22 protein-coding genes and 1 tRNA gene are annotated in these 21,295 nt (G+C 51.2%); 20 read left to right on the forward strand and 3 right to left on the reverse strand.

Going from position 1 to position 21,295, the window contains the following annotated elements:
* The first annotated feature begins 38 nt into the window (after positions 1 to 38).
* Both ABCO64_RS05150 and ABCO64_RS05155 read left to right on the forward strand, forming a co-directional pair.
* Entirely contained in the window at positions 39 to 944 is a 906-nt protein-coding gene (locus ABCO64_RS05150; RefSeq protein WP_253456627.1) for an ABC transporter ATP-binding protein, read from the forward strand.
* A 1-nt stretch (position 945) separates the two neighbouring features.
* Entirely contained in the window at positions 946 to 1,731 is a 786-nt protein-coding gene (locus ABCO64_RS05155) for an ABC transporter permease (RefSeq protein WP_253456624.1), read from the forward strand.
* A gap of 106 nt (positions 1,732 to 1,837) precedes the next feature.
* On the opposite strand, the gene ABCO64_RS05160 is transcribed toward ABCO64_RS05155, so the two are convergent.
* Complete coding sequence (locus tag ABCO64_RS05160; protein ID WP_253456622.1) at positions 1,838 to 2,008, reverse strand: hypothetical protein; 171 nt, start codon at positions 2,006 to 2,008, stop codon at positions 1,838 to 1,840.
* A gap of 268 nt (positions 2,009 to 2,276) precedes the next feature.
* Here ABCO64_RS05160 and ABCO64_RS05165 point away from each other — a divergent pair, with 268 nt between their 5' ends.
* The 14 genes from ABCO64_RS05165 to wrbA all read left to right on the forward strand — a co-directional run bounded on the left by ABCO64_RS05165 (position 2,277) and on the right by wrbA (position 13,915).
* A complete protein-coding gene (locus tag ABCO64_RS05165; RefSeq protein WP_253456619.1) occupies positions 2,277 to 2,591 on the forward strand; it encodes a DUF2551 domain-containing protein in 315 nt (104 codons plus the stop codon).
* 79 nt (positions 2,592 to 2,670) lie between these two features.
* The gene (locus ABCO64_RS05170) at positions 2,671 to 2,955 is read left to right on the forward strand and encodes a hypothetical protein (RefSeq protein WP_253456617.1); all 285 of its coding nucleotides are present in this window, start codon (positions 2,671 to 2,673) and stop codon (positions 2,953 to 2,955) included.
* Complete coding sequence (locus ABCO64_RS05175; protein ID WP_253456615.1) at positions 2,945 to 3,352, forward strand: archease; 408 nt, start codon at positions 2,945 to 2,947, stop codon at positions 3,350 to 3,352. Before ABCO64_RS05170 ends, ABCO64_RS05175 begins: the two co-directional genes overlap by 11 nt.
* Before the next feature lie 9 nt (positions 3,353 to 3,361).
* The gene (locus tag ABCO64_RS05180) at positions 3,362 to 4,795 is read left to right on the forward strand and encodes an RtcB family protein (RefSeq protein ID WP_292616844.1); all 1,434 of its coding nucleotides are present in this window, start codon (positions 3,362 to 3,364) and stop codon (positions 4,793 to 4,795) included.
* A 60-nt stretch (positions 4,796 to 4,855) separates the two neighbouring features.
* Complete coding sequence (locus tag ABCO64_RS05185) at positions 4,856 to 5,398, forward strand: hypothetical protein (protein ID WP_253456613.1); 543 nt, start codon at positions 4,856 to 4,858, stop codon at positions 5,396 to 5,398.
* Positions 5,399 to 5,429: 31 nt separating this feature from the next.
* A complete protein-coding gene (locus ABCO64_RS05190) occupies positions 5,430 to 5,852 on the forward strand; it encodes a DUF2111 domain-containing protein (protein WP_253456611.1) in 423 nt (140 codons plus the stop codon).
* Positions 5,853 to 5,857: 5 nt separating this feature from the next.
* Positions 5,858 to 6,838, forward strand: coding sequence for a biotin--[acetyl-CoA-carboxylase] ligase (locus ABCO64_RS05195; RefSeq protein WP_253456609.1), 981 nt, complete (start codon positions 5,858 to 5,860; stop codon positions 6,836 to 6,838).
* Positions 6,839 to 6,905: 67 nt separating this feature from the next.
* Positions 6,906 to 7,424 (forward strand): biotin transporter BioY, encoded by a 519-nt coding sequence (locus ABCO64_RS05200; protein WP_253457352.1) that lies wholly within the window; start codon positions 6,906 to 6,908, stop codon positions 7,422 to 7,424.
* Positions 7,421 to 8,026 carry an ATP-binding cassette domain-containing protein gene (locus ABCO64_RS05205; protein WP_253456607.1) on the forward strand — a complete coding sequence of 202 codons (606 nt, stop codon included), beginning with the start codon at positions 7,421 to 7,423 and terminating at the stop codon, positions 8,024 to 8,026. Before ABCO64_RS05200 ends, ABCO64_RS05205 begins: the two co-directional genes overlap by 4 nt.
* A 2-nt stretch (positions 8,027 to 8,028) precedes the next feature.
* Complete coding sequence (locus ABCO64_RS05210) at positions 8,029 to 9,348, forward strand: ATP-binding cassette domain-containing protein (protein ID WP_253456604.1); 1,320 nt, start codon at positions 8,029 to 8,031, stop codon at positions 9,346 to 9,348.
* Between the two features lie 72 nt (positions 9,349 to 9,420).
* Complete coding sequence (gene oadA, locus ABCO64_RS05215; protein ID WP_253456601.1) at positions 9,421 to 11,172, forward strand: sodium-extruding oxaloacetate decarboxylase subunit alpha; 1,752 nt, start codon at positions 9,421 to 9,423, stop codon at positions 11,170 to 11,172.
* Positions 11,169 to 12,650: an acetyl-CoA carboxylase biotin carboxylase subunit gene (locus tag ABCO64_RS05220; RefSeq protein ID WP_253456599.1), complete on the forward strand. Its 1,482-nt coding sequence runs from the start codon at positions 11,169 to 11,171 to the stop codon at positions 12,648 to 12,650. Before oadA ends, ABCO64_RS05220 begins: the two co-directional genes overlap by 4 nt.
* 323 nt (positions 12,651 to 12,973) lie before the next feature.
* Positions 12,974 to 13,083 (forward strand) — tRNA-Met (locus ABCO64_RS05225).
* Between the two features lie 163 nt (positions 13,084 to 13,246).
* Positions 13,247 to 13,915 carry an NAD(P)H:quinone oxidoreductase gene (wrbA, locus tag ABCO64_RS05230; RefSeq protein ID WP_253456597.1) on the forward strand — a complete coding sequence of 223 codons (669 nt, stop codon included), beginning with the start codon at positions 13,247 to 13,249 and terminating at the stop codon, positions 13,913 to 13,915.
* Positions 13,916 to 13,920: 5 nt separating this feature from the next.
* Here wrbA and ABCO64_RS05235 read toward each other — a convergent pair whose 3' ends face one another.
* Complete coding sequence (locus ABCO64_RS05235; RefSeq protein ID WP_253456595.1) at positions 13,921 to 14,673, reverse strand: SagB/ThcOx family dehydrogenase; 753 nt, start codon at positions 14,671 to 14,673, stop codon at positions 13,921 to 13,923.
* 726 nt (positions 14,674 to 15,399) lie between these two features.
* Here ABCO64_RS05235 and ABCO64_RS05240 point away from each other — a divergent pair.
* Positions 15,400 to 17,565, forward strand: a complete 2,166-nt coding sequence (locus tag ABCO64_RS05240) for a PAS domain S-box protein (RefSeq protein ID WP_253456593.1) — start codon at positions 15,400 to 15,402, stop codon at positions 17,563 to 17,565.
* A gap of 35 nt (positions 17,566 to 17,600) precedes the next feature.
* Here the strand turns inward: ABCO64_RS05240 and ABCO64_RS05245 are convergent, their stop codons facing one another.
* Positions 17,601 to 18,380: a hypothetical protein gene (locus ABCO64_RS05245; protein WP_253456591.1), complete on the reverse strand. Its 780-nt coding sequence runs from the start codon at positions 18,378 to 18,380 to the stop codon at positions 17,601 to 17,603.
* A gap of 88 nt (positions 18,381 to 18,468) precedes the next feature.
* Here ABCO64_RS05245 and ABCO64_RS05250 point away from each other — a divergent pair, with 88 nt between their 5' ends.
* From ABCO64_RS05250 to ABCO64_RS05260, 3 genes are all read left to right on the forward strand, one after another.
* The gene (locus ABCO64_RS05250; RefSeq protein ID WP_253456589.1) at positions 18,469 to 20,517 is read left to right on the forward strand and encodes a thioredoxin domain-containing protein; all 2,049 of its coding nucleotides are present in this window, start codon (positions 18,469 to 18,471) and stop codon (positions 20,515 to 20,517) included.
* A gap of 26 nt (positions 20,518 to 20,543) precedes the next feature.
* Entirely contained in the window at positions 20,544 to 20,861 is a 318-nt protein-coding gene (locus ABCO64_RS05255; protein ID WP_253456586.1) for a hypothetical protein, read from the forward strand.
* Positions 20,862 to 21,026: 165 nt separating this feature from the next.
* On the forward strand, positions 21,027 to 21,215 hold the full coding sequence (locus ABCO64_RS05260; RefSeq protein ID WP_253456584.1) for a CxxC-x17-CxxC domain-containing protein: 189 nt from the start codon (positions 21,027 to 21,029) through the stop codon (positions 21,213 to 21,215).
* The last annotated feature ends 80 nt before the right edge of the window (positions 21,216 to 21,295 follow it).

A 21,295-nucleotide genomic window follows, 5' to 3' on the forward strand; every position in this document is an offset into this window, starting at 1 on the left:
TCTGCTCTGTGCATGTCAGGCAGAAAGAAGGTACTCAGATGGATGTAATACAGGCAGCATCACTGGAGAAGCGGTATGGGACACTGAAGGCAGTCGACGGCATCAGCTTCTCGGTTAAAAAGGGCGAAATATTTGGTTTCCTTGGCCCAAACGGCGCCGGAAAGACGACCGCAATGAAGATGATCCATTGTGTCTCCGAACGAACCAGTGGAGAGCTTCGTGTCTTTGATATGGATACCAACACCCATCCCCGCGAGATTAAGAAGAGGCTTGGGGTTGTGCCGCAGGAGAATAATCCTGATCCGGACTTCTCAACATATGCCAATCTTGTCATCTATGCGAGGTATTTCGGGATTGCACCGGATGTGGCAGAGGGGCGCGCAGAAGAACTTCTCGAATTCATGCAGCTTGTGGAAAAACGGGACGCTCCTATCGAAACACTCTCCGGAGGGATGAAGCGGCGGCTCATCATTGCACGAGCGCTCATCAATGACCCTGAACTGTTAATCCTCGATGAGCCGACGATCGGACTCGATCCCCAGGCGCGCCATCTCATATGGGAGAAACTGCGCCATCTCAGAACACAGGGCTGCACCCTGGTGATGACAACACACTACCTGGATGAAGCCGAACGGCTCTGTGATCGCCTGGTGATCATGGATCATGGCAGGATACTGGTGGAAGGCACTCCTGAAGAACTTGTCAGGAGATATGCAGGATCGGATATCATTGAGGCTGGTGCAACGCCCGCTGTCTTCTCCTGTCTCGATGCAGCCAATGTCAGATACCAGGTATTTGGAGACATTGTCCAGGTGCATACCGGAGATATACAGGCGGTTGCACATATGCTCATGGAATCCTGCAGTCACGAACGGATCACCCTGCGGAGAGCAACGCTTGAGGATGTCTTTCTGAAGCTGACCGGGAGAACACTCAGGGAGTAAGATGATGGGATTTTTTGGTTTTTCAGCTATTTCACGGGGGGCGCTTGCTGTCTGGCGCCGGAACCTTGATGCGTTTATCAGGACATACCGCGTGAATTTTATTCCCCCGTTTGTCGAACCGGTGCTCTACCTTCTCGCTCTTGGCTATGGTGTCGGCGCACTTATCCAGGATATCGACGGTATCCCCTATCCTGTCTTTATTGCTCCCGCACTTGTCTCTATCTCGGTGATGTTCTCTGCCTTCTACGAATGCACGTATTCAAGTTATGTCAGGATGTATTACCAGAAGACATTTGACGCGATGGTGGCAACCCCGCTCTCAATTGAGGATGTGATCACAGGCGAGATCCTCTGGGGAGCAACCAGGGGAACGATCTATGCGGCACTCATGATACCGGTGCTCTATCTTTTTGGCGTGATCGATATGCCGACATCCCTTCTGCTGATACCATTTGCATTTCCAGCAGGTCTTCTCTTCGCAGCAATCGGACTCTGTTTCACCGCAGTCACACCGAGCATTGATGCACTGAACTACCCTGCCTTTCTCTTCATTACACCGATGTTCCTCTTCTCAGGAACGTTCTTCCCGATCTCCATTCTTCCGGAGACTGTTCAGTATTTTGCATTTCTCTTCCTCCCCCTTGCAAATACCGTCAATATCAACAGGGCGATAACAATGACGGAGTTCTCGCCTCTTGTCATCTTCAATATCATCTGGGTGCTTCTGGCAGCAGCTCTTGTCTTTAGTATCGCATTGAAGCTGATGAAGCGGAGACTGGAAGATTAAGGGCTCTTCTTTCTCTCTCTTTGAGAGAAGAGCCCGGGATGACCGGGGATATAAACGGGTGAACTGGCCAGTGTGATGGACTTCCCATCTTCAGATGAGCTGCTCGTTATTCTGAAAACCTGAGATAATAACAGGCCCCCAGTTCGAGTTTCTCACCCGGAGCGAGTTTTCTGAGGTTACTATCGGCATGCTCAAGGCAGACGTATGATCCACAGCAGCCGTATACCTGGGCTCCGATGGCATCCTCCCCGCATATGGAACACTTTTTTTGGGTCATTTTCTTCCCCTGGAACAACTGGTATGCAAACAGAAGGGTATAGTAGTATCCCACCCTGTCGTCTGTCAGATCATGCCTGTTCTCTCACGACCCATCTGAGTAAGGTTCTCAAGGCCCATGACTGATATTGATAGGTTTTTGTCTGCAGGCAGCTATTCATCTCTTGTTTACTGAAGTGCTATGAAATTGGTAGCAGATAGTCAAAATACCGACACACCGTCAAGATTAAAGCACAAGTTATATATATAAGTAAAACGGTATACAGTGTATGCTCTCGCCGGGGGAGATAAAAAAAGAGATCGAAGAACGCTTAAAGGCGTACCTCTCCAGAGACAAGTCTGGCATTCGGAAAGAACTGCTTACTCTCTTCATCCGTATCCGTTCACTTACCATATCAGAAATTCATGCCCGTCTCAACGAGAGGTTCAGTATCAGCATCAAAGCAGTCGCATCAATGGTTGGAATCATTGCATCAAGGATTGGTATTCTTCATGTTCGGCGAAATGCCGAAGGGACGAACAGCGTCTATGAAGTAAAGGAACAATACCTGGATGTGATGACCCGCATTGTTGCTGCGAGCTGATCTCAAACCTCCTTTTTTTTACCGAAGAACCGCTTCAATCAGAACCATTTTAATCAACCTCTTCCCATTAATCTGGTACATGATACACCCGTTTGGAGATGCAACCGGTACGCCGGATATCACCGTCACAGAAGATGTGCGCACATATATAAAAGATCGTGGATGTGACTTCCGTGTCTGTACGTCCTGTGGAGGACCGATACTTCTTCCGACCACCATAAAAAGGCCAAAATCAACAGATATATCTATTCCAGTCGGCGATTATACGCTTTATATCTCCCGTTACCAGGTGAAGTGGATCCAGACAATCAATATGCAGATGATCCCCCGGTATTTTGGCCAGGGGAGTTTTGATGAGTATTGAAGAGCTTGAACATACTGCTGATGTGAGGATACGAATCACAGCAGAAACCCGGGAAGAGCTGTTTGCACGTGCAAGCGAAGCGCTCTTTGGCATTCTCTATACCGGGGAGTGCATATCTGCTAACACCAGGAGCTTCCAGGTATCTGCAGACAGTGACGAGGATCTCCTCTGGGAGTTCCTCTCAGAACTTATTTACATCTCGGAGACGGAGTTCTTTGTTGTCTGCAAAACAGAGATCAGGTTTACTGAAGACGGGCTTTGTGCAAAAATCCATGGGGAACCATTCGTTACAGGCAGGCATGGTGGAGGGCGTGAGGTAAAAGGCATCTCCTATTCAGAGCTCTCAATAGAGAGCGTGGAAGATGGATTCTCTGCTTTGATTATCTTTGATGTATGAGGTGAAGAAATGCTGCACGGTATTCAACATGTCGGGCTTCACGAATGGGATGTTCCGGTTGGCTATGCTCCTGATATGAGGGTTTCCGGGAGATTGTACCTCTCTGAAGCACTTGGCAGGACTCTTGAAGAGGGAGCTGTCCGCCAGTGTGCAAATGTCGCAACCCTTCCCGGAATCATCGGGCATTCATATGGGATGCCGGATATCCACTGGGGATATGGGTTTCCAATAGGTGGTGTCGCCGCGTTTTCGAGGGACGGGGGGGTCATCTCGCCCGGTGGCGTTGGCTTTGATATCAACTGTGGTGTCAGGCTGATCACCATACCGCTTGAAGCCCGTGATCTGAGGGATCTTGAATCGATCATCGCACGCCTCTATGATGGCGTGCCAACCGGTGTGGGCTCAAAGAGTTCTTTTTCCCTCTCCCGGTCAGGGCTTCTCGATCTCGTTTTGGAAGGCTCGCCCTATGCAATCAAAGAAGGATTTGGCCTTCCCGAAGATGCATCACACTGTGAGGAGGGCGGGTGCATGAAAGAGGCGAGCCTTGAGTCTCTCAGTGATAAAGCAATACAACGTGGCATCCCCCAGTGCGGCACCCTTGGATCAGGAAACCATTTCCTTGAGCTGCAGGTGGTATCTGAGATCAGGGATAGAGAGGCAGCAGATACATTTGGTATCACTGAAGGGATGGTCTGCTGTATGATCCATTGCGGCTCCCGTGGATTTGGCCACCAGGTCTGTACAGATCATATCAAAACACTTGATAAAGCCTCGAAGAAATATGGAATCAAACTTCCGGACCGCCAGCTTGCCTGCGCCCCGCTCACCTCACCGGAGGGGGAGGGGTACTTCTCGGCGATGGCAGCAGCTGCAAACTATGCCTGGGCAAACCGCCAGATTATCACCCACCAGGTACGAACAATCTTTGAGTCGGCCTTTGGCATCGCATACAGGGAGATGCCGCTTGTCTATGATGTTGCGCATAATATAGCCAAATGGGAGATGCATGAGGTGGATGGAGAGAATAGCGAGGTCTGCGTCCACCGGAAAGGTGCAACACGGGCCTTTGGCCCCGGCAGACACGAGCTCCCCGGCAGGTATCAGAAAACCGGGCAGCCGGTGATTATTCCCGGAAGCATGGGGACCGCATCATACCTGCTCCGTGGAACAGATACAGCCATGCAGAAAACATTTGGCAGTACCTGCCATGGCGCGGGGAGGGTGAGCAGCAGGAAGGCTGCAAAGAAAGCTGTCAGGGGAGCAGACATTTCAATGGAACTCAGGAAACAGGGGATCATTGTGAAAGCACCTTCTGGCAATGCAATCGCTGAGGAAGCACCGCAGATGTATAAGTCAAGTGACGAGGTGGTGCGGGTTGTTGATGAAGCCGGGCTCTCGACGATCGTTTCCCGCCTGATGCCACTTGGCGTTATCAAAGGATGAAAGAGTGGAGTTGATATTCGGATGAAAGGAGCACCCCCTGCACTGATATGGGAAGACAAAATGATGTTCCAGAGACTGATCGATGACTGTGTTGGCTCCTGCGAGCTGGTAACCCCACAGCTCCTCGCAGCCCCGTTTTACCGGGGGCGGTTTGGCGCACTTGTTATCCCGACAGGCTTTGCAAATAAGGACTACTCCCGTGTACTTCCGGCATTGCGGGCAACAAAAGGGCGGATAGAGCGTTTCCTGAGCTCAGGCGGAGAGATGCTTGTGTATGGCGGGGGCGGCGATGTGCCTGACTGCTATGACTGGCTCCCCTTCAAGGTGTGCTACAACTTCGAATACGGACCCCGAAAAATTACGATCAGGAGAGAGGGGGATGCCTCGCGCCTGCTGGAAGGATATGATCCGGATGCCTTTGAGTGCGATGGCTACTTTACCGGGTATGAAGGTGAAGCAGTCGCAGAAACAGATGCTGGCCACCCTATCCTCATTGAAGAGATGATAGGCTCAGGCCGCGTCATACTCACGACAGCACATGAATATCCATCACGTGCCTTTCTGACCGACTTCTGTTCATTGAAAAAGGAAAACTTCTTTTAGCTGGAACAGGTATGGTTGTTAGTGTTCCATTATGCACCGGTATAGTATTGCCCGCGATTCATCTGCCGATGACCTCGAATCGGTCCTGATGGCATTTCATACCATCCTCTCAGGCCTGCCCGTAACCGGAAGGTCAAAAGATAAGCCCGGCCTCCGGATAGAGGGTGGAAAAGCAGTTGACAGAGCCTATACGGGACCTGTTCTCGAAGAGGTGCTTGTGAAAAACCAGCTGGTGAAAACAAGGCCAGCAGAAGGCGCATATAAAGGAATCCCTGTGGTGGTTGCCCCTGTCAGGGACCTTGATGGAGATGTAATCGGCGCGATAGGTGTTGTTGATATAACCGGCATATTTGATCTTGCCACACTTATGGAACACCAGTCATTCATCCTCAGGCAGGTCTGTGGGACAGACCCCTGCCCAATTGATACAGAACAGATTATGGCAAAAAGGTAATTGCGATGACAAGTGCTGCGTTTAAGATTCTGAAGATCCTGGATGCATATGGTGAGCGGGTATCCGGGGAAACGATCAGCAGGGAGCTGGGCATCAGCAGATCAGCTGTATGGAAACATATCCAGGAACTGAAAAAACTTGGCTATGAGATTGAAGCCAGCCAGAAAGAAGGGTATCTGGTGACAAAGAGGACCACGCAACTGGTTCCCTATGAGATACAGCGTCTCCTCAAAACCAAAAAAATTGGATCTGATATCCATTATGTCGCAAGTACTCCTTCCACAATCTGGCTTGGCAAGCAGATGATAGGGGAGATTAAAGATGAGATTCCCGAGGGTCTTGTTATATTAGCCGAGGAGCAGACCGGCGGCATTGGGAGGCTTGGGCGTTCCTGGGCATCCCCTGCAGGCGGCATCTGGATGACAATCGTCCTCAAACCAGAAATCCCAATTGCACGGGTTTTTTCGATAATGATGGCCTCGTCAGTCGCTGTGGCACGGGCGATCAGGAGGGAGTTTGATCTTGGAGCATTAATCAAATGGCCTAACGACATCTTCATAGGGGATAAGAAGGTGGCCGGAATGCACCTGGAACTCTCGGCAGAAGCAGATACCATTCATTACTGCCTTCTTTCCGTTGGCATAGACGTCAATGTCTCGGTACCTGATCTGATGCCCGTCTTAAACCGTGAAGTGACGTCGATCTCAGCTGAGCTTGGCTATGATGTTGATCGATCCAGGTTTCTGGCACGTGTCCTGACTGAGTTTGAACGCCGGTATGGACTTGTGGAGCATAATGAATTTGAAGCCCTCCTCAGGGAATGGAAGAGTCTCTCCTGTACCCTTGAACACCGGGTTGAGATCAGGACACTGAAGAAGACATTTGTTGGCGAGGCAATTGACATCGATGAGCATGGTGCCCTGATCATCAGGAAAGACAACGGCAGGATTGAGCGGGTTATCGCCGGGGATTGTTACCTCCTCTGATCCCCCGTCTCGCCCCCGGCACCACTCTTTTTTTATCGTCAACCAGCATAGTACATTCAGGTTGACGATGTACGGGGATATTGAATATGCGCAGATATTGACAAAAACCGCAGCATTTACAGCACTCATCGCAGTCGGTGGCTGGGTATCAGTTACCATTCCGGTGCTGCCGCTTGTTCCCTTCACCCTCCAGACACTCTTTGTCCTGCTTGCAGCAGTTGTCATGAAACGGCATGCAGTCTATCCCGTCGGCTTGTATATCCTGCTTGGCATCTGCAACCTGCCGGTGTTTCATAACGGAACTGCCGGAATCGGGATACTCCTTGGGCCAACCGGAGGATTCATAATCGGGTTTCTCCCGGCAGCATTCATCGCAGGATTCTGTATGGAGCAGACATTCAGGTTTGCTGATATCATGGGACTTGCCGCAGCAACCGTTGTCATCCTTGGCTTTGGAGCTGCATGGCTTGCCTTCTCAACAGGGATGCCGATTGCTGCTGCAGTAGCAATTGCCGTCCTCCCGTTTATTCCAGGAGATATCCTGAAAGCAGGAGCAGCTCTTGTCATTGGAAAAAGGCTTGTATGATTGAACTGACAGATATCCGGCACAGGATACTTGATATCCCGTCACTCTCGCTGCCAGAGGGGGTGACAACGGTTCTTGGCAGGAATGGTGCCGGAAAAACCACGCTCCTCTCACTCTGTGCAGGTGTCGCGCTGCCTGAGAGGGGTGTGGTGGAGATTGAGGGCACCCCTCCCCGGCAGCTCGAGATTGGCTGGGTATCTGAATTTCCAGATAGAAATATCCTCTTTGACTCGGTTTTTGATGAGATTTCTGCTCCTCTCCGGTTCCGGAGGTGCACAAATGATGAGATCACACGCAGAACCAGGGAGATCATCGAGAGGTTCTCCCTTGATCATCTGACGGGACGGAGAACCCGCACGCTCTCCGGGGGAGAGAAGGTGCTTGTCAGTCTTGCAACAGCACTTGTAACTGATCCAGTACTGCTTGTGATTGATGAGGCAGACTCGCATCTTGACAGGGCAACGGCAGAGAATCTGCAGGAGATGATTCGGATCTCCCCGCCACGATACCTGCTCCAGAGCACCCAGTTCACAGGCACCGCCTCTGGATCAGATCACCTGGTTATCATGGAGAAGGGGCGGGCAACCGTGGAGTTGATCTGAGAATGAAGATCAGTGCAGGTTCTCTAAAGTATCAGCAGGGCTCATTTCAGCTCTCAGTCACCCAGGTATTTGGAGACGGCATTCATCTGGTGACCGGCAGAATCGGGTCTGGGAAAAGCACACTTTCACTTCTCCTCTCCGGCCAGCTTACGCCAGAGTCCGGGAGTGTGACGCGGGCCGGGATCACATCATGTATCATAACGCTTCAGTTCCCCGAATACCATATAACCGGAGCAACAGTAACAGAAGAGATCAAGTCATGGGGAATAGATCCCTCTGCAATCGACACTGCAATTGTACCTGATGTTTTTCTTGATCGTGATCCCCTGACACTCTCCCGGGGTGAATTAAAACGCCTCACACTCGCCTGTGCTTTTGCAAAAGAACCCGACCTGCTCATTATGGATGAGCCGTTCTCTTCTCTTGACACGGAGATGAAAGACTGGCTCTGCAACCAGATCAGGGTGAGGCGGCATGGTATTACCATTATATTCACGCATGAACGCGAAACACTCCCGGATGCAGATTATTATTATGAGATGAGCGACGGCAGCCTTCATTCTGCAGGATATGATCCTGAAGAGAGAGATGGTAGGGAACTGTTTGGATCACCCCATGTACAGGGCCAGGGTCAATTGGGAGATCCGGTAGCAGAAGAGCGCTCTCCATCTGAAGAAGAGAAGCCGGTCTTTCTGGATCCGAGATTGCGGCTCTTCTCTGTCCTCTGCCTCTCTCTTGGAGCATTCATGAGTATTGGGGGTGCAGTGATCGCACTTGCCTGGTGGGTCATCGCCGCCTGGGGCCGATGGAAGCTGCCCAATCGAACTGTCGCTCTTCTCCTGCTGATCCTGGTTCTGGCACCGGCTCTTGGAACAGAGCTGCTTGGAGGTGACGGACTATCGTATGGAATCCGTATCGGCACCATCCTCTTCCTCTCATTCTGGGCATTTACCGAATATCGCGGTGGAGAGCTGCTCAATCTGTTTGTCTGGGCAGGGACCGACCGGCTTGGGTTTGATATCGGACTTGCAGCCGAGATGACGATGCAGGGCATTCATCTTGCCGTATCTGACATCAGGCAGATCATCTTCGCATATGATATCAAAGGGTATCAATTCACCTGGAAAACAATTATTCCTGCTTCCATTTCCTTATTAACCCTTCATATTCGCCGATCTGAGGAGATGGCACACCTTCTTGCCATACGGGGTTTTCGCGGAGGCGGTACATGGATCCCGGTTTTTTCAAGGGGGCAAAAGGAGCCATATCTTACTCTGATTGCATTAATACCTCTGATTTTAGCTTTGATCACGCTTTGGTGAATTATTTATACTATCAGGTGTAATTTCTGAGAGGCTCGTTTTTTACAATTCCTCAGCCCACGAGGTGTTTAGATGACATTATCAGGAAACTCAAGAGTATACATCACGGATACCACGCTGAGGGATGCACATCAATCGCTCATTGCTACCCGCCTTAGAACCGAAGATATGGTACCGCTTGCAGAAGAGATCAACAACATTGGTTTCTTCTCGGTCGAGGCATGGGGCGGAGCTACCTTTGATAGCTGTATCCGGTTTTTAAACGATGATCCATGGATGAGACTTCGTGCACTCAAGGAGGTGCTTCCGGACACTCCCATTCAGATGCTGCTGAGAGGGCAGAATCTGGTCGGGTACCGGCATTACCCTGATGATGTTGTTTCAAAATTTGTAGAGGCTGCTCATCGGAACGGGGTTGACATTTTCCGGATTTTTGATGCCTTAAACGATATCCGGAATATGGAGAGCTCCATGAAGGCCGTCTCTGACCTTGGTGCACATATGCAGGGTGCAATCTCCTATACCACAAGTCCTGTCCATACGATTGAAACATTCATCGATATGGCAGAGGAACTCTATTCGCGTGGGTGCGACTCGGTCTGCATCAAGGATATGGCAGGTCTGATCATGCCGGAGGCAGCACGGGAACTGATCTCGGGGATTAAGAAGAGAACAGATCTCCTGGTCGATCTCCACAGCCACTCCACAAGCGGAACCGCCATCATGAGCTACCAGGCGGCAATCGAGGCAGGTGTTGATATCCTTGACACAGCTATGTCCCCGTTTGCCTTTGGCACATCCCAGCCTGCCACCGAGAGTGTCGTTGCGGCACTTATCGGGACACCGCGTGAGACGGGGCTTGATCTTCTGGCTCTCCGGAAAGTCCGCAATATCTGTATGGATATCAGGAGGAAGTACAATGCGCTTGTGGATCCGATATCTGAGCGGGTGGACAGCGATGTGCTCGTCTACCAGCTCCCCGGCGGGATGATCTCAAACCTTGTCTCCCAGTTAAAGGAGCAGGATGCGATTGAGAAGCTCCAGGATGTCTTTGACGAGATTCCAAAGGTCAGGGAAGATCTCGGGTATCCGCCGCTTGTCACACCAACCAGCCAGATCGTCGGGACACAGGCTGTATTAAACGTCCTGATGGGCGCCCGCTACCAGAATGTCACCAAAGAGGTGAAAGACTACATTCATGGTCTTTACGGGCGGCCTCCTGCAGCTATCAGCGAAGAGATCAGAACGCTGATCGCAGATGGCAGCGAGATGATAACAGTTCGTCCGGCAGATCTGCTCGAACCAGTCTATGAGATGATGAAAGAGGAGGCAACAGCACAAAATCTCGTTAAACAGGAGGAGGATATCCTGACGTACATCCTCTATCCCGCTATCGCTCCTGCGTTTCTCCGTGGAGAGAAGACTGCTGAGCCGATCCCATCTGTCAGCAAAGAGGCATCCTCCTCCTCCTCCTCTTCAGGATTCCCCCAGGCAATGGAGGTCGAGGTTGATGGAGAGATCTTCTCTATCAGGATCGTCTCTGTTGAAGGAAGTACGGTCTCTGCACCTGTTGGAAGCACTGTCAAATCCCAGATCCCAAGGGGTGATCTTCCCGGCGGTGTAAAGAGCAACATGCAGGGCATGGTTCTTGATATAAAGGTTGCACGTGGCCAGGAGGTGAAGAAAGGGGAGACATTACTCGTCCTGGAGGCGATGAAGATGGAAAACCCCATCCAGAGTCCTGCTGACGGGAAGGTTTCAGAGATTTTTGTCGATGTCGGAGCAGTTGTTCAGAACGGAGATATCCTGCTGGTGATCCAATGAGCTATTTTGATAAGGTGCTCATCGCAAATCGTGGCGAGATTGCGATCCGGGTGATGCGTGCCTGCAGGGAGCTGGATATTGAGACAGTTGCCATCTATTCAACTCCTGATCAGAATGCACTCCACACAAAATATGCAGATGAGGCATTCCATATCGGTGAGGCGCATCCTTCGAAAAGCTACCTCAATATCGAGAGGATTATTGAGATCGGAGAGATCAGTGGAGCTGAAGCTGTCCATCCGGGATACGGGTTTCTTGCAGAGAACTATCATTTTGCCGAGGCTGTTGAGAAATCTGATCTCACCTTCATCGGGCCTTCCTCACAGACCATCCATATGATGGGATCCAAGCTTGATTCCAAAGAGACGATGAGTGCGGCAGGTGTTCCGGTTCTCCCCTGGACAAAGGGAGGTGTACGATCTCCCGAGGCAGGAATTGCGTTTGCTGAAGAGATTGGCTACCCGGTGATTGTGAAGGCAAGTGCAGGCGGCGGCGGAATAGGCATGCAGATCGTCTGGAAACCAGAGGAGCTGGCTGGTGCAATCGAGAAAGGGATGCGGATAGCCGAGTCTGCATTTGGAGATCCAACGATCTTTATTGAGAAGTATCTCGACAAGCCCCGCCACATTGAGGTTCAGGTCCTAAGTGACTCCCATGGAAACAATATCCATCTCTTTGAGCGTGAATGTTCAATCCAGCGGCGCCACCAGAAACTGATTGAGGAGGCCCCCTGTCCGATCATGACACCTGAGCTCCGTGAACAGATGACCGGATCGGCTCTTACTGTTGCTGAATCGTGTGATTATACAAATGCCGGCACTGTCGAATTCCTCTATGCAGATGGGGAGTACTATTTCATGGAGATGAATACCCGCCTGCAGGTGGAACATACCATCACCGAGATGATAACCGGCATCGATATTGTCAGGCAGCAGATTGCGATTGCAAGCGGTGCTGAGCTTGCCTATGAGCAGGATGATGTCACCCTGCGTGGGCATGCGATTGAATGCCGGATCAATGCAGAGGATCCCCTGAATAACTTTGCAGCCGATCCAGGCAAGATTGTCAGGTACCGATCCCCGGGCGGGCCGGGCATCAGGGTTGACTCAGGGATTCATGTCGGCTATGCTATCCCGCCCCAGTATGACTCCCTGCTCTCAAAACTCTGCGCTTATGGCCTCACCAGAACAGAGGCGATTGAGAGGATGCGGCGTGCGATTTATGAATATGTCCTCCTGGGTGTCAAGACGACGCTCCCCATGCATCTTGCGCTGATGTTTAACCGCCATTTCATCGAAGGAAACACCCATACACATTTCCTCCAGGAAGAACAGATTATGCGGAATATCCGGAGGTTCTATCGTGAGGAGGAGTCCAGAATGCAGACACTGGCTGCATCTCTCAGGCAGGGAAAAGAGACTGCGGCTATCACCGCAGCACTCAACGTGTATGTGCACCATATGAAGAAGAACGGATGAAGCGTCATCCAGTCATTTCCCTCCCCCCAACACATCTCTCATATTTTCTCTCTCTCTGACTTCTTCTGTCTCTTTCTCTCACACGCCTCATCCATCCGCCACGCTGTTTCCAACCCAAATAGCCTTCTGCCTCTCCATAACCTGTCCTCCGCCAGTCACACTGTTTCTTACCCCACAACCTTCCGCTTCTCCATCACCCGTCCTCCACCCGTCACGTTTTTATGAGAGAGCCGCTTTCCTGCTCCCATATTGAGAGCTATATGGCAAGCTATTTACGAACAGCCAACCTTCTTGTTATGCACATTTCGTGCAATTATTCACCTGCTGCGGTGGCCTAGCTGGTTAGGGCGCCAGACTCATAGGGTTTTGAGCATACGAAAGCGCCATCATCTGGGATATCTGGAGGTCGGGGGTTCGGATCCCCCTCGCAGCACTCCACCAGCAGGTTGGTAATCTAATTTTAAAAGTTGGGCAATATGCGCCGCTTTTCATATTACTTTTGGATTTTTTTGTATTGATATGGGAATTGCCAATGCCATAATTGGACCTTCAGAAGCCTTCATTACACCATACACCAGATGATTTTCCTGGTATCTATGACAACGATTCTGATCGTCTATTACTCGCTCTTTGGACATGTCCACCAGCTTGCAGGTTCTGTGGCTGAAGGAGTACGGGAGGGAGGCGCAGTGCCACTGCTCCGCCGGGTGCCGGAGACCCTCTCTCAGGATGTGATCGAAAAGATGGGAGCTGCCCGGTTTCAGGCAGAATTTGCAGAGGTGCCGGTCTGCAGTCGCGAGGAACTGGCAGACGCAGATGCGGTTATCTTTGGGACACCCACCCGCTTTGGCAACATGTGCGGTCAGATGCGCCAGTTTCTCGATGCGACAGGCGGGCTCTGGCAGCGGCAGGCACTGATGGGAAAAGTCGGATCGGTCTTTACAAGTTCGGGAACCCAGCATGGCGGACAGGAATCAACGATTCTCGCAACCCAGATTACACTTCTCCATCACGGAATGCTTATTGCCGGACTCCCCTATGGGTTCAGGGGCCAGTCGGGTACCGATGAAGTGAGCGGGTGTTCCCCATATGGTGCATCAACAATTGCAGGAGGCGGCAATGAACGGCTGCCTTCAGCAAATGAGCTGGCAGGTGCCCGGTGGCAGGGGACGTATGTCGCCCTGCTGGCAAACCGGTTAGCTGATGGATATGAAAAGCTGCGAATAGATCTTGGAATGGAGCTGGTTGGATCGAAAAAAAGATAACCGGATCATCTGTTATCCCCCTCCTTCTTCTTCCCAACAGTCGCACAATAGATGACAAACTCATTTGTTCCATCTGCCTGTATCAGATCTGCAATCATTGCGTCGTCGAATGCCCCGATTGCACAGACTCCGCAATCGATCTGCTCTGCTGCAAGGTAGAGATTCTGGCAGACATGGCCTGCATCAAGATGGACGAGGCGGTATGCACGCTCGGAGTACCGCCACGACATCCGGTAGAGCAGACAGCCCCAGATAAACGTCACTGCAGACGCCTTCACAAACGACTGGCCGAGGCAGGCAGCTGTTGCCCTGTCGATGATCCCGGGGCTTGTATCTACGGCGATGAGGCGGTTGGAAAAGGCAAGGTAGCGGTAGAGTCCCGGATCGATCCCCTTTACCCGGTTGATGAGGAGATACGTCTCAAAGGCATGCCGCCCCCCGGCAGACGGCACTGTCCGTTTGGTAAACCAGGGATCGGCCACCTCCCTGATCCCCTGTGTTGAATGGAGAAGATAGGCGAGCTCTTCTTTGGAAAGAGGATCTTTTCTGTACACTCTCACTGATTCCCGCCTCTCGATAGCCTCTCTCAGATCAAGGGCTGGTACTGTCAGTTCGTCTGCTTCCGGAAGCGGGATGATGGTGTTCTGGAGAGAGAAGGGTTTTTCCAGGGGAGGGGGTTCAACTCCCATATGCTGGTCTGCAGGAGTGAGATGTTCATACCGGGTCAGCTCCATGAATGTCTTTCCGATTCTCTGCATATCGTCTTTTCTGGTGGCGTGAAGGTATGAACCATTCGGTTGATTGCACCTCTGAAACATGACAAAAAGTTGCGGATACGATACTCAATCCTATCCTACCCAGTCCAGTCCAAAGGCTTTCATAGTACATGAATGGCCTCAAAATAGCTATTTTTAGGGTAATATAATGAAAAAGGACGTATTATCCCTACATTCACATCTATAACTCAAGCTTCAGGCTTTCAGAGTAGTAGTGGTAGAAGAGTAAGAAACAGGTCCTGTGTTACATTGAAGAAGGGCCACTCGTATGTGCGTATCAGATAAAACCCCCACCGCCCCTGTCCCGTCCGCAAGTGCTTCGCAAGGGAGGCTGAGCTGGGTGATGGTTGTACTGGGTGTACCGGGTTACCGCAGATGCTGGCGCGGGAGGGGCGGGACAGCTTCGTTTGGCGTGCCAGAAGCAGATACCACCCCGATTCCTTTGGAATCGCCTTTCAGGTTGCTCTCTCGAGCAAGGGTGTATCAGTTCTGTCAGCCTGCCTCTTTGCTTGACCCCGCCCCCCTATACCCGCGCCGCACCTGCTTCACTCACTCACAATGATCCGGCTGCTGCATCAGGGTCTCTGCCCGGGATCTTTTCCAACGCTCCGAAGAAGTTCAGGAAAACACGAGCGATCAGAATTTTGGAGAAGAGTCACTCTTTTATTGGATAATTATTATCTGGGGAAAGAACAATTGTCTCAGGTAATGAGATCCGATTCCACTCCTCTGATGGTACTCTTTCTTACTACCAGGCTCCCGAATTCGGATTCCTGGCTCCAGATGATGGAACACAATGAATCCCAACTCATTACTCATGCCGGTACTGCAGATGAAGCACTCCACCTTGCCAGCACGCAGTCTTTTGATTGTATTGTTATTGATGATACATACCCTGGCATTGACGGCATTGCTGCACTGAGCGATCTCCGGCTCCTCGGAGATGATACGCCTGCCCTATTCATCATCAGTTCCCATGATGCAGCACGGGTTATACAAGCCTATGAGAGCGGAGCTACCCGCGTTCTCCTCAAAAACGATACGATTCCTGGAGCCGGTGAGATGGAAGAGATCATCCGATCAGTGGTCAGGGATGGTCAGAAGAGGTCTGGCAGTTCTGTATCCAGACGGCTCCTGAAAGCAACGCTTGATTCCATACCGGATATTATCGGGATACAAAGGCCTGATCATACCCTTGTCTACTATAATAAAGCCGGACTGACATTTCTGAACCTCACACCTGATGATATCACGGGAAAGAAGTGCTTTGAGCTTATTTCGCAGAACAAGCCCTGTGAGATCTGTGCCACAGCCAAAGCCCTCCGAACAAAAAAGATCGAACGTACCGAAAAATTCCTTCCGGAGCCTGGTGTACACCTTGATTGCCGATCGTACCCGGTCCTGGGTGATGATGGCGAGGTTATCTACATCGTTGAACAGTTAACAGATATCACCAACCAGCGGATGGCTGAAGAGGAACTCCGTGCACTCTCTGCAGAATACGAAACCGTCTTTCATGGAACACATGATGCGATCTTTCTCATTCATGTCCTGGAAGATGGGAGATTCAGATTTATCCGGAACAACCGTGCCCACCAGGAGAAGACCGGAATCACAATAGAGATGCTCCAGGGAAAAACTCCGGAAGAGCTGCTGGGTGAGGAGGCTGGATCTGTTGTATCTGCAAATTATCAGCAATGTGTTGATGCGGCTGAGCCGATCATGTATGAGGAGACGCTCTCCCTCCCTGCCGGAGAGCGGGTATGGGAGACTCTGCTCACACCGGTGTGTGAAGATGGGCATATTACCCATATCATTGGATCAAGCCGGGACATCACAGACTCAAAGAAGAATGAAGTTGCGCTCCAGGAGAGCGAGGAGCGGTACCGGGATTTATTTGAGAAAGCCAATGTCCTCATCCAGAGTGTCGATGAGAAGGGGAGGTTTATCTTTGTAAACGAGACCTGGAAGGAGAAACTCGGGTATACTGAAGACGATCTATTGAACCTGACCCTCTTTGATATCATTCATCCGGACTCTCTTGACCATTGCAAACTGACATTTCAGAAAGTCATTTCCGGCAAGGCAGTCGATAATGTACAGGCAATCTTTCTCACAAAGAGCAAAAAGCCGATTTTTGTTGAGGGAAATGTCAATTCCAGGCACTCAGATGGAGAGATACAGACACGAGGAATCTTCCAGGATATCAGCCAGCGCAAACAGGCCGAAGATGCAATGCATATGGCAAACAGGAAACTGAAGCTCCTCTCAGCCATTACCCGGCATGATATCCTCAATGAAGTGATGGTTCTGCTTGGAAATCTCGAGCTGGCTGATGAAATGGCAGATGATCCGGATCTCAAACGGTACCTGGAGCGGATCCAAAGAGCGGGAGGCACCATCCAGCGGCACATTGAATTTACCCGCCTTTATGAGGGACTTGGCCAGAGCGAGCCACAATGGCAGTCTCTCACGGACATACTTCAGAAAACCGCATACCGCAAGCCAATTCCAATTACCAACCACTGCTCCGATATCTGCATCTATGCGGATCCGATGCTTGATAAGGTCTTTTTGAACCTGATGGACAATACTATCCGTCATGGGACCGGCGTAACAGCTGTCACCATCACCTGTGAAGAGAGCAATGACGGTTGCATCATCAGATGGGCTGATGACGGGGGCGGTATTCCTGACGATCAAAAAGAAGCTATATTTGCCCGGGGGGTTGGAAAGCACACAGGATTTGGGCTCTTCCTCTCCCGCGAGATATTGGGTATCACCGGGATTATGATTACAGAGAATGGTGTCTATGGTGACGGTGCATCATTTGAGCTTCGCCTCCCAGGCAGTGTGGTTCAAAAAAGAGGCTGAATGAGAAAGAGAACAAAGTGGTTTGTTTTTTTCCATCAGGCAGGGGAGAGGTGGACAGACCATGCCCCGTCAGTGAGGACGTTCAGAAGGTAGTTATCACCTCGTTTTATTGTCACCGGCACTGTGGTTGTATAGTCTCCGACAAAGAGCTCATCGTCTCCATCCCGAAGCTCATGTAGTGGCAGCAGAACCTGTGATCCATTACCCGGGAGCAGGTTGCCATCATAATCCATGAGATGGACACCAATGAACGTGCCATTCTCAAGTGTAATATCGCAGGAGTAAGTGCCTTGTGGGATCATGAAGAAGGGGGTTGCAGCCGTGCCGACTCCGGAGAAACTCTGCGGAGGAATGGCATTGATCATCTCAGGAACACTGAAGGTGAGTCGCCAGGGCCCCTCGTGGCTGATCCGGATGTCTGCATCCGCATCCTGCCGGAGCATGAATGCATATGACCAGCTGGCCTTCCCATTTTCAGTTGCGAAGGGCAGTGCCTCAGATGTAAACCTGCCTTCAATCCGGATATACTCATTCTTCGTTGTGATGAACACCTGTGACGAATCAAGGTCTCTGTCATCGATACACCCCGTCTCCATGGTCATCAGGTGAACTCCTGCAGAGAGGGGAATAGCAGTCTGGATACCCCCACTTCCAAGGAGCGAGACTGCGCCATCATCCTCTGTTATATATGCCGGTCTTTTTGGGGTCTCCCGGGCAGGCTCTCCGTTCTCCTCAGTAAGGCACCCTGCTCCAAGGCAGATGCAGATAAGAGAGAGGAGGAGTGCTGCAGAGATGAAGTGGTTGGATCGAATCATCGATTACCTATGCTCAACCATCTGCTATACCAGTTTCCTTATGCAGATTGCAGAGGTTTGAAGAACCTGTGAGAGCAGAGATTCAGGTATGTCAAACCGGCTTGCAGATGAACTGAGCCCATATCTCCGGCAGCATGCAGACAACCCTGTTGACTGGCATCCCTTCTCAGAGGAGGCGTTTCAAAAGGCAAAAGAGGAGGATATTCTGGTCTTCCTCTCGATTGGATACTCCACCTGCCACTGGTGCCATGTGATGAACCGGGAGTCGTTCTCTGATGCAGGTGTTGCAGCTGCTCTCAGGGATCGGTTTGTCGCTGTCAAGGTTGACCGGGAGGAACGCCCTGACGTAGACCGGTTTGCAATGACCGCCTGCCAGCTGATGACCGGCAGCGGCGGGTGGCCACTCACCCTCGTCCTCACCCCTGATAAGCGCCCCCTGTTTGCCGGAACATATTTCCCACGAGATCCGGTGGCGGGGAGGCCCGGACTCTTCCAGGTACTGGATCGTATCTGGGAGTTCTGGAGGACAAACCGGGGAGAGGCAGAGGAGATTGCGCTCCGAGTGGAAGAAGCAGTACAGCAGTATCTTTCGGGGCAACTCATGCAGCCTGAGGGATCTCATCCCACGGATACCGAAGATTTCACTGACGCTGCATATTCAGCGCTTGCAGATACGTATGATCGGCAGTATGCAGGTTTTGGGACAGGCATGAAGTTCCCCACCCCCCAGGCACTTCTCTTTCTCCTCAGGTACGGTGGCGTCAAAGCGAAGAGAAGCGCTACAGTGATGGCACTCCAGACGCTTCATGCGATGAGAAGCGGTGGGATAAACGATCAGATCGGTGGAGGTTTTCACCGGTATGCAACAGACCGGCAGTGGATGATACCGCACTATGAGAAGATGGCAACTGATCAGGCTCTTTTACTGACTGCATTTGCCGAAGGGTATCGTATTTCAGGAGATCTCCGTCTCAGGGATGAAGCAGAGCGGATTGCCGGCTATATGAAACGTGATCTCCTCTCGCCTGAAGGCCTCTTCTATACTGCCGAGGATGCAGAGAGCGGTGGAGAGGAAGGCGGATTCTATCTCTGGTCAAAAAAAGAGCTTATCTCTCTCCTTGGAGAGGAGGATGGCGCCTGGGCAGCAGGGGTTCTCCTCCCTGATCAGAAGGCAGACACCAGATCCCCTCCTGCTCTCAGATCAGATCCTGCTGACCAGGGGCGGCTGCATCTTCTCCGTGAGAAGCTTCTTTTGTTGAGAAACCAGCGGCCACGTCCCTTCCGCGATGAAAAGATCCTGCTTGATGTCAATGGGATGGCGATTGCCTCACTCGCACGATCAGGCCTGCTGCTTGGTGATCCGGAGATGATCAGACTCGCTGAATCTGCATTTGCTACGATCCTGGAGCTTGTAAAGAGGGATGATCGCGGCTTTTTCCATTCGATGATCGATGGCACAATCACCTCTGATGCCCTTCTCCCCGATTATGCAGAACTCATACACGCAGCAATCCAGCTCCACCAGGCAACCTGGAATACGGAGTACCTTCTTTCTGCAAAAGAATGGTTGGATCTGGTTATTGCCAGGTTTTATCACGAGGACGAAGGGTGGTTCTGGTTTGAACAGGCAGGCGGCTCACTCTTCCGGACCCGTGACCTTGAGGATGCGGCAGGCCCGTCTGCAAATGCTGTTATGCTCCATAATCTCCTTCTCCTCTCCAGGATATCCGGCGATCAGAGATATTCTGAGATCGGTTCCCGGATGCTTGAGACGATGCAGCCTGCCTTCTCGAGGCACCCCGCAGCGTATCTGCACAGCATCAGCGCCTTTTACCATCTCTCGTTTGCTGCACTGGATGTTGTTATCACCGGAGATCAACACTACTACAGAGATGCATTCACTGCAACACGCAACCTGCTTCTAACCTACCTGCACCTGTCACAGGATGCTCACGAGATCATTCGCAGGCTCATCCCAAAAGCTGAAGCCTATATGCAGGATATGCAAGAGAATAACGCATATGTCTGCAGACAGGCTGCCTGTCTCCCCACGCCTGCAGATGCCCGCGAACTGCTGCTTGTACTGAATGAGCCGATTGCACAATACCAGCCCGCCGGCACAGAACCGCTGCTTTAATATAAATTGGAAAAGAGGTCTATAGCATGTCTGATGAAGAAAAGAAAGGCAGGTTTGTGAAAGGCCGGTATGTCATCGATGAGGAGCCGGATACCCCGGACGAAGAGCCGGGTTTGAGCGGGGAGGAGGCACAGGAGAAGCCGACAGTTGAGCAGCTGATCACCCAGACTTCAAAGAATGTCGAGCTGACGGTAGAGAGCGTGGTTGTCCTTGGGAAGACTCTCTTCATGACCGAGGAGGGACGCGAGCATATCGAATTAAAAACAAGAAAGATCGGCCTTGAACTCCAGAAGGCTGTCAATGAAATAGCAGAAGCCGCAAAAGAGCTGGTCGAAAGGAAGTAGACTCCAGCCTGACCTGCCTCATGCAGAGAGATTGAAGTGCGTCTGATCTGCTGATACCTGATCTGGAGACATAATCTTTTTTTTTAAACGCTACCTCTTGAGATGAGCTTTTATACTTTTGAAACAGATTGTATGTGCAGAATTAAAAACTGCATGAGTAAAACAATGGAAGGAAGAAATTTTGGCGGCCGGGGTAATTTCGGCGGCCCAAGAAGATTTGATGGTCCTCGTGAGATGTCAAAGGCAGTCTGTTCAGATTGCGGATGCGAATGTGAAGTTCCCTTTAAGCCAACAGAGGGCAGACCCGTCTATTGCCGTGACTGCCTCCCGAAGCACCGGAAACCCCGGTTCTAAATTTTTTTAAAGCACTCTCTTCTTAATAATCTGCATCTTCTCTACCAGAACGTCTCCTGACGCCTGTTTCTCAAGCTTTG

Origin of the sequence: Methanocalculus natronophilus, assembly GCF_038751955.1 — an archaeon.
Lineage (GTDB): Archaea > Halobacteriota > Methanomicrobia > Methanomicrobiales > Methanocorpusculaceae > Methanocalculus > Methanocalculus natronophilus.

Excerpts from the sequence above, each read along its gene's own strand:
- ABCO64_RS05150 (WP_253456627.1), top strand. The coding sequence starts at position 39 with ATGGATGTAATACAGGCAGCATCACTGGAGAAGCGGTATGGGACACTG.
- ABCO64_RS05155 (WP_253456624.1), top strand. The coding sequence starts at position 946 with ATGATGGGATTTTTTGGTTTTTCAGCTATTTCACGGGGGGCGCTTGCT.
- ABCO64_RS05160 (WP_253456622.1), bottom strand. The coding sequence starts at position 2,008 with ATGACCCAAAAAAAGTGTTCCATATGCGGGGAGGATGCCATCGGAGCC.
- ABCO64_RS05165 (WP_253456619.1), top strand. The coding sequence starts at position 2,277 with ATGCTCTCGCCGGGGGAGATAAAAAAAGAGATCGAAGAACGCTTAAAG.
- ABCO64_RS05170 (WP_253456617.1), top strand. The coding sequence starts at position 2,671 with ATGATACACCCGTTTGGAGATGCAACCGGTACGCCGGATATCACCGTC.
- ABCO64_RS05175 (WP_253456615.1), top strand. The coding sequence starts at position 2,945 with ATGAGTATTGAAGAGCTTGAACATACTGCTGATGTGAGGATACGAATC.
- ABCO64_RS05180 (WP_292616844.1), top strand. The coding sequence starts at position 3,362 with ATGCTGCACGGTATTCAACATGTCGGGCTTCACGAATGGGATGTTCCG.
- ABCO64_RS05185 (WP_253456613.1), top strand. The coding sequence starts at position 4,856 with ATGATGTTCCAGAGACTGATCGATGACTGTGTTGGCTCCTGCGAGCTG.
- ABCO64_RS05190 (WP_253456611.1), top strand. The coding sequence starts at position 5,430 with ATGCACCGGTATAGTATTGCCCGCGATTCATCTGCCGATGACCTCGAA.
- ABCO64_RS05195 (WP_253456609.1), top strand. The coding sequence starts at position 5,858 with ATGACAAGTGCTGCGTTTAAGATTCTGAAGATCCTGGATGCATATGGT.
- ABCO64_RS05200 (WP_253457352.1), top strand. The coding sequence starts at position 6,906 with ATGTACGGGGATATTGAATATGCGCAGATATTGACAAAAACCGCAGCA.
- ABCO64_RS05205 (WP_253456607.1), top strand. The coding sequence starts at position 7,421 with ATGATTGAACTGACAGATATCCGGCACAGGATACTTGATATCCCGTCA.
- ABCO64_RS05210 (WP_253456604.1), top strand. The coding sequence starts at position 8,029 with ATGAAGATCAGTGCAGGTTCTCTAAAGTATCAGCAGGGCTCATTTCAG.
- oadA (WP_253456601.1), top strand. The coding sequence starts at position 9,421 with ATGACATTATCAGGAAACTCAAGAGTATACATCACGGATACCACGCTG.
- ABCO64_RS05220 (WP_253456599.1), top strand. The coding sequence starts at position 11,169 with ATGAGCTATTTTGATAAGGTGCTCATCGCAAATCGTGGCGAGATTGCG.
- wrbA (WP_253456597.1), top strand. The coding sequence starts at position 13,247 with ATGACAACGATTCTGATCGTCTATTACTCGCTCTTTGGACATGTCCAC.
- ABCO64_RS05235 (WP_253456595.1), bottom strand. The coding sequence starts at position 14,673 with ATGCAGAGAATCGGAAAGACATTCATGGAGCTGACCCGGTATGAACAT.
- ABCO64_RS05240 (WP_253456593.1), top strand. The coding sequence starts at position 15,400 with ATGAGATCCGATTCCACTCCTCTGATGGTACTCTTTCTTACTACCAGG.
- ABCO64_RS05245 (WP_253456591.1), bottom strand. The coding sequence starts at position 18,380 with ATGATTCGATCCAACCACTTCATCTCTGCAGCACTCCTCCTCTCTCTT.
- ABCO64_RS05250 (WP_253456589.1), top strand. The coding sequence starts at position 18,469 with ATGTCAAACCGGCTTGCAGATGAACTGAGCCCATATCTCCGGCAGCAT.
- ABCO64_RS05255 (WP_253456586.1), top strand. The coding sequence starts at position 20,544 with ATGTCTGATGAAGAAAAGAAAGGCAGGTTTGTGAAAGGCCGGTATGTC.
- ABCO64_RS05260 (WP_253456584.1), top strand. The coding sequence starts at position 21,027 with ATGGAAGGAAGAAATTTTGGCGGCCGGGGTAATTTCGGCGGCCCAAGA.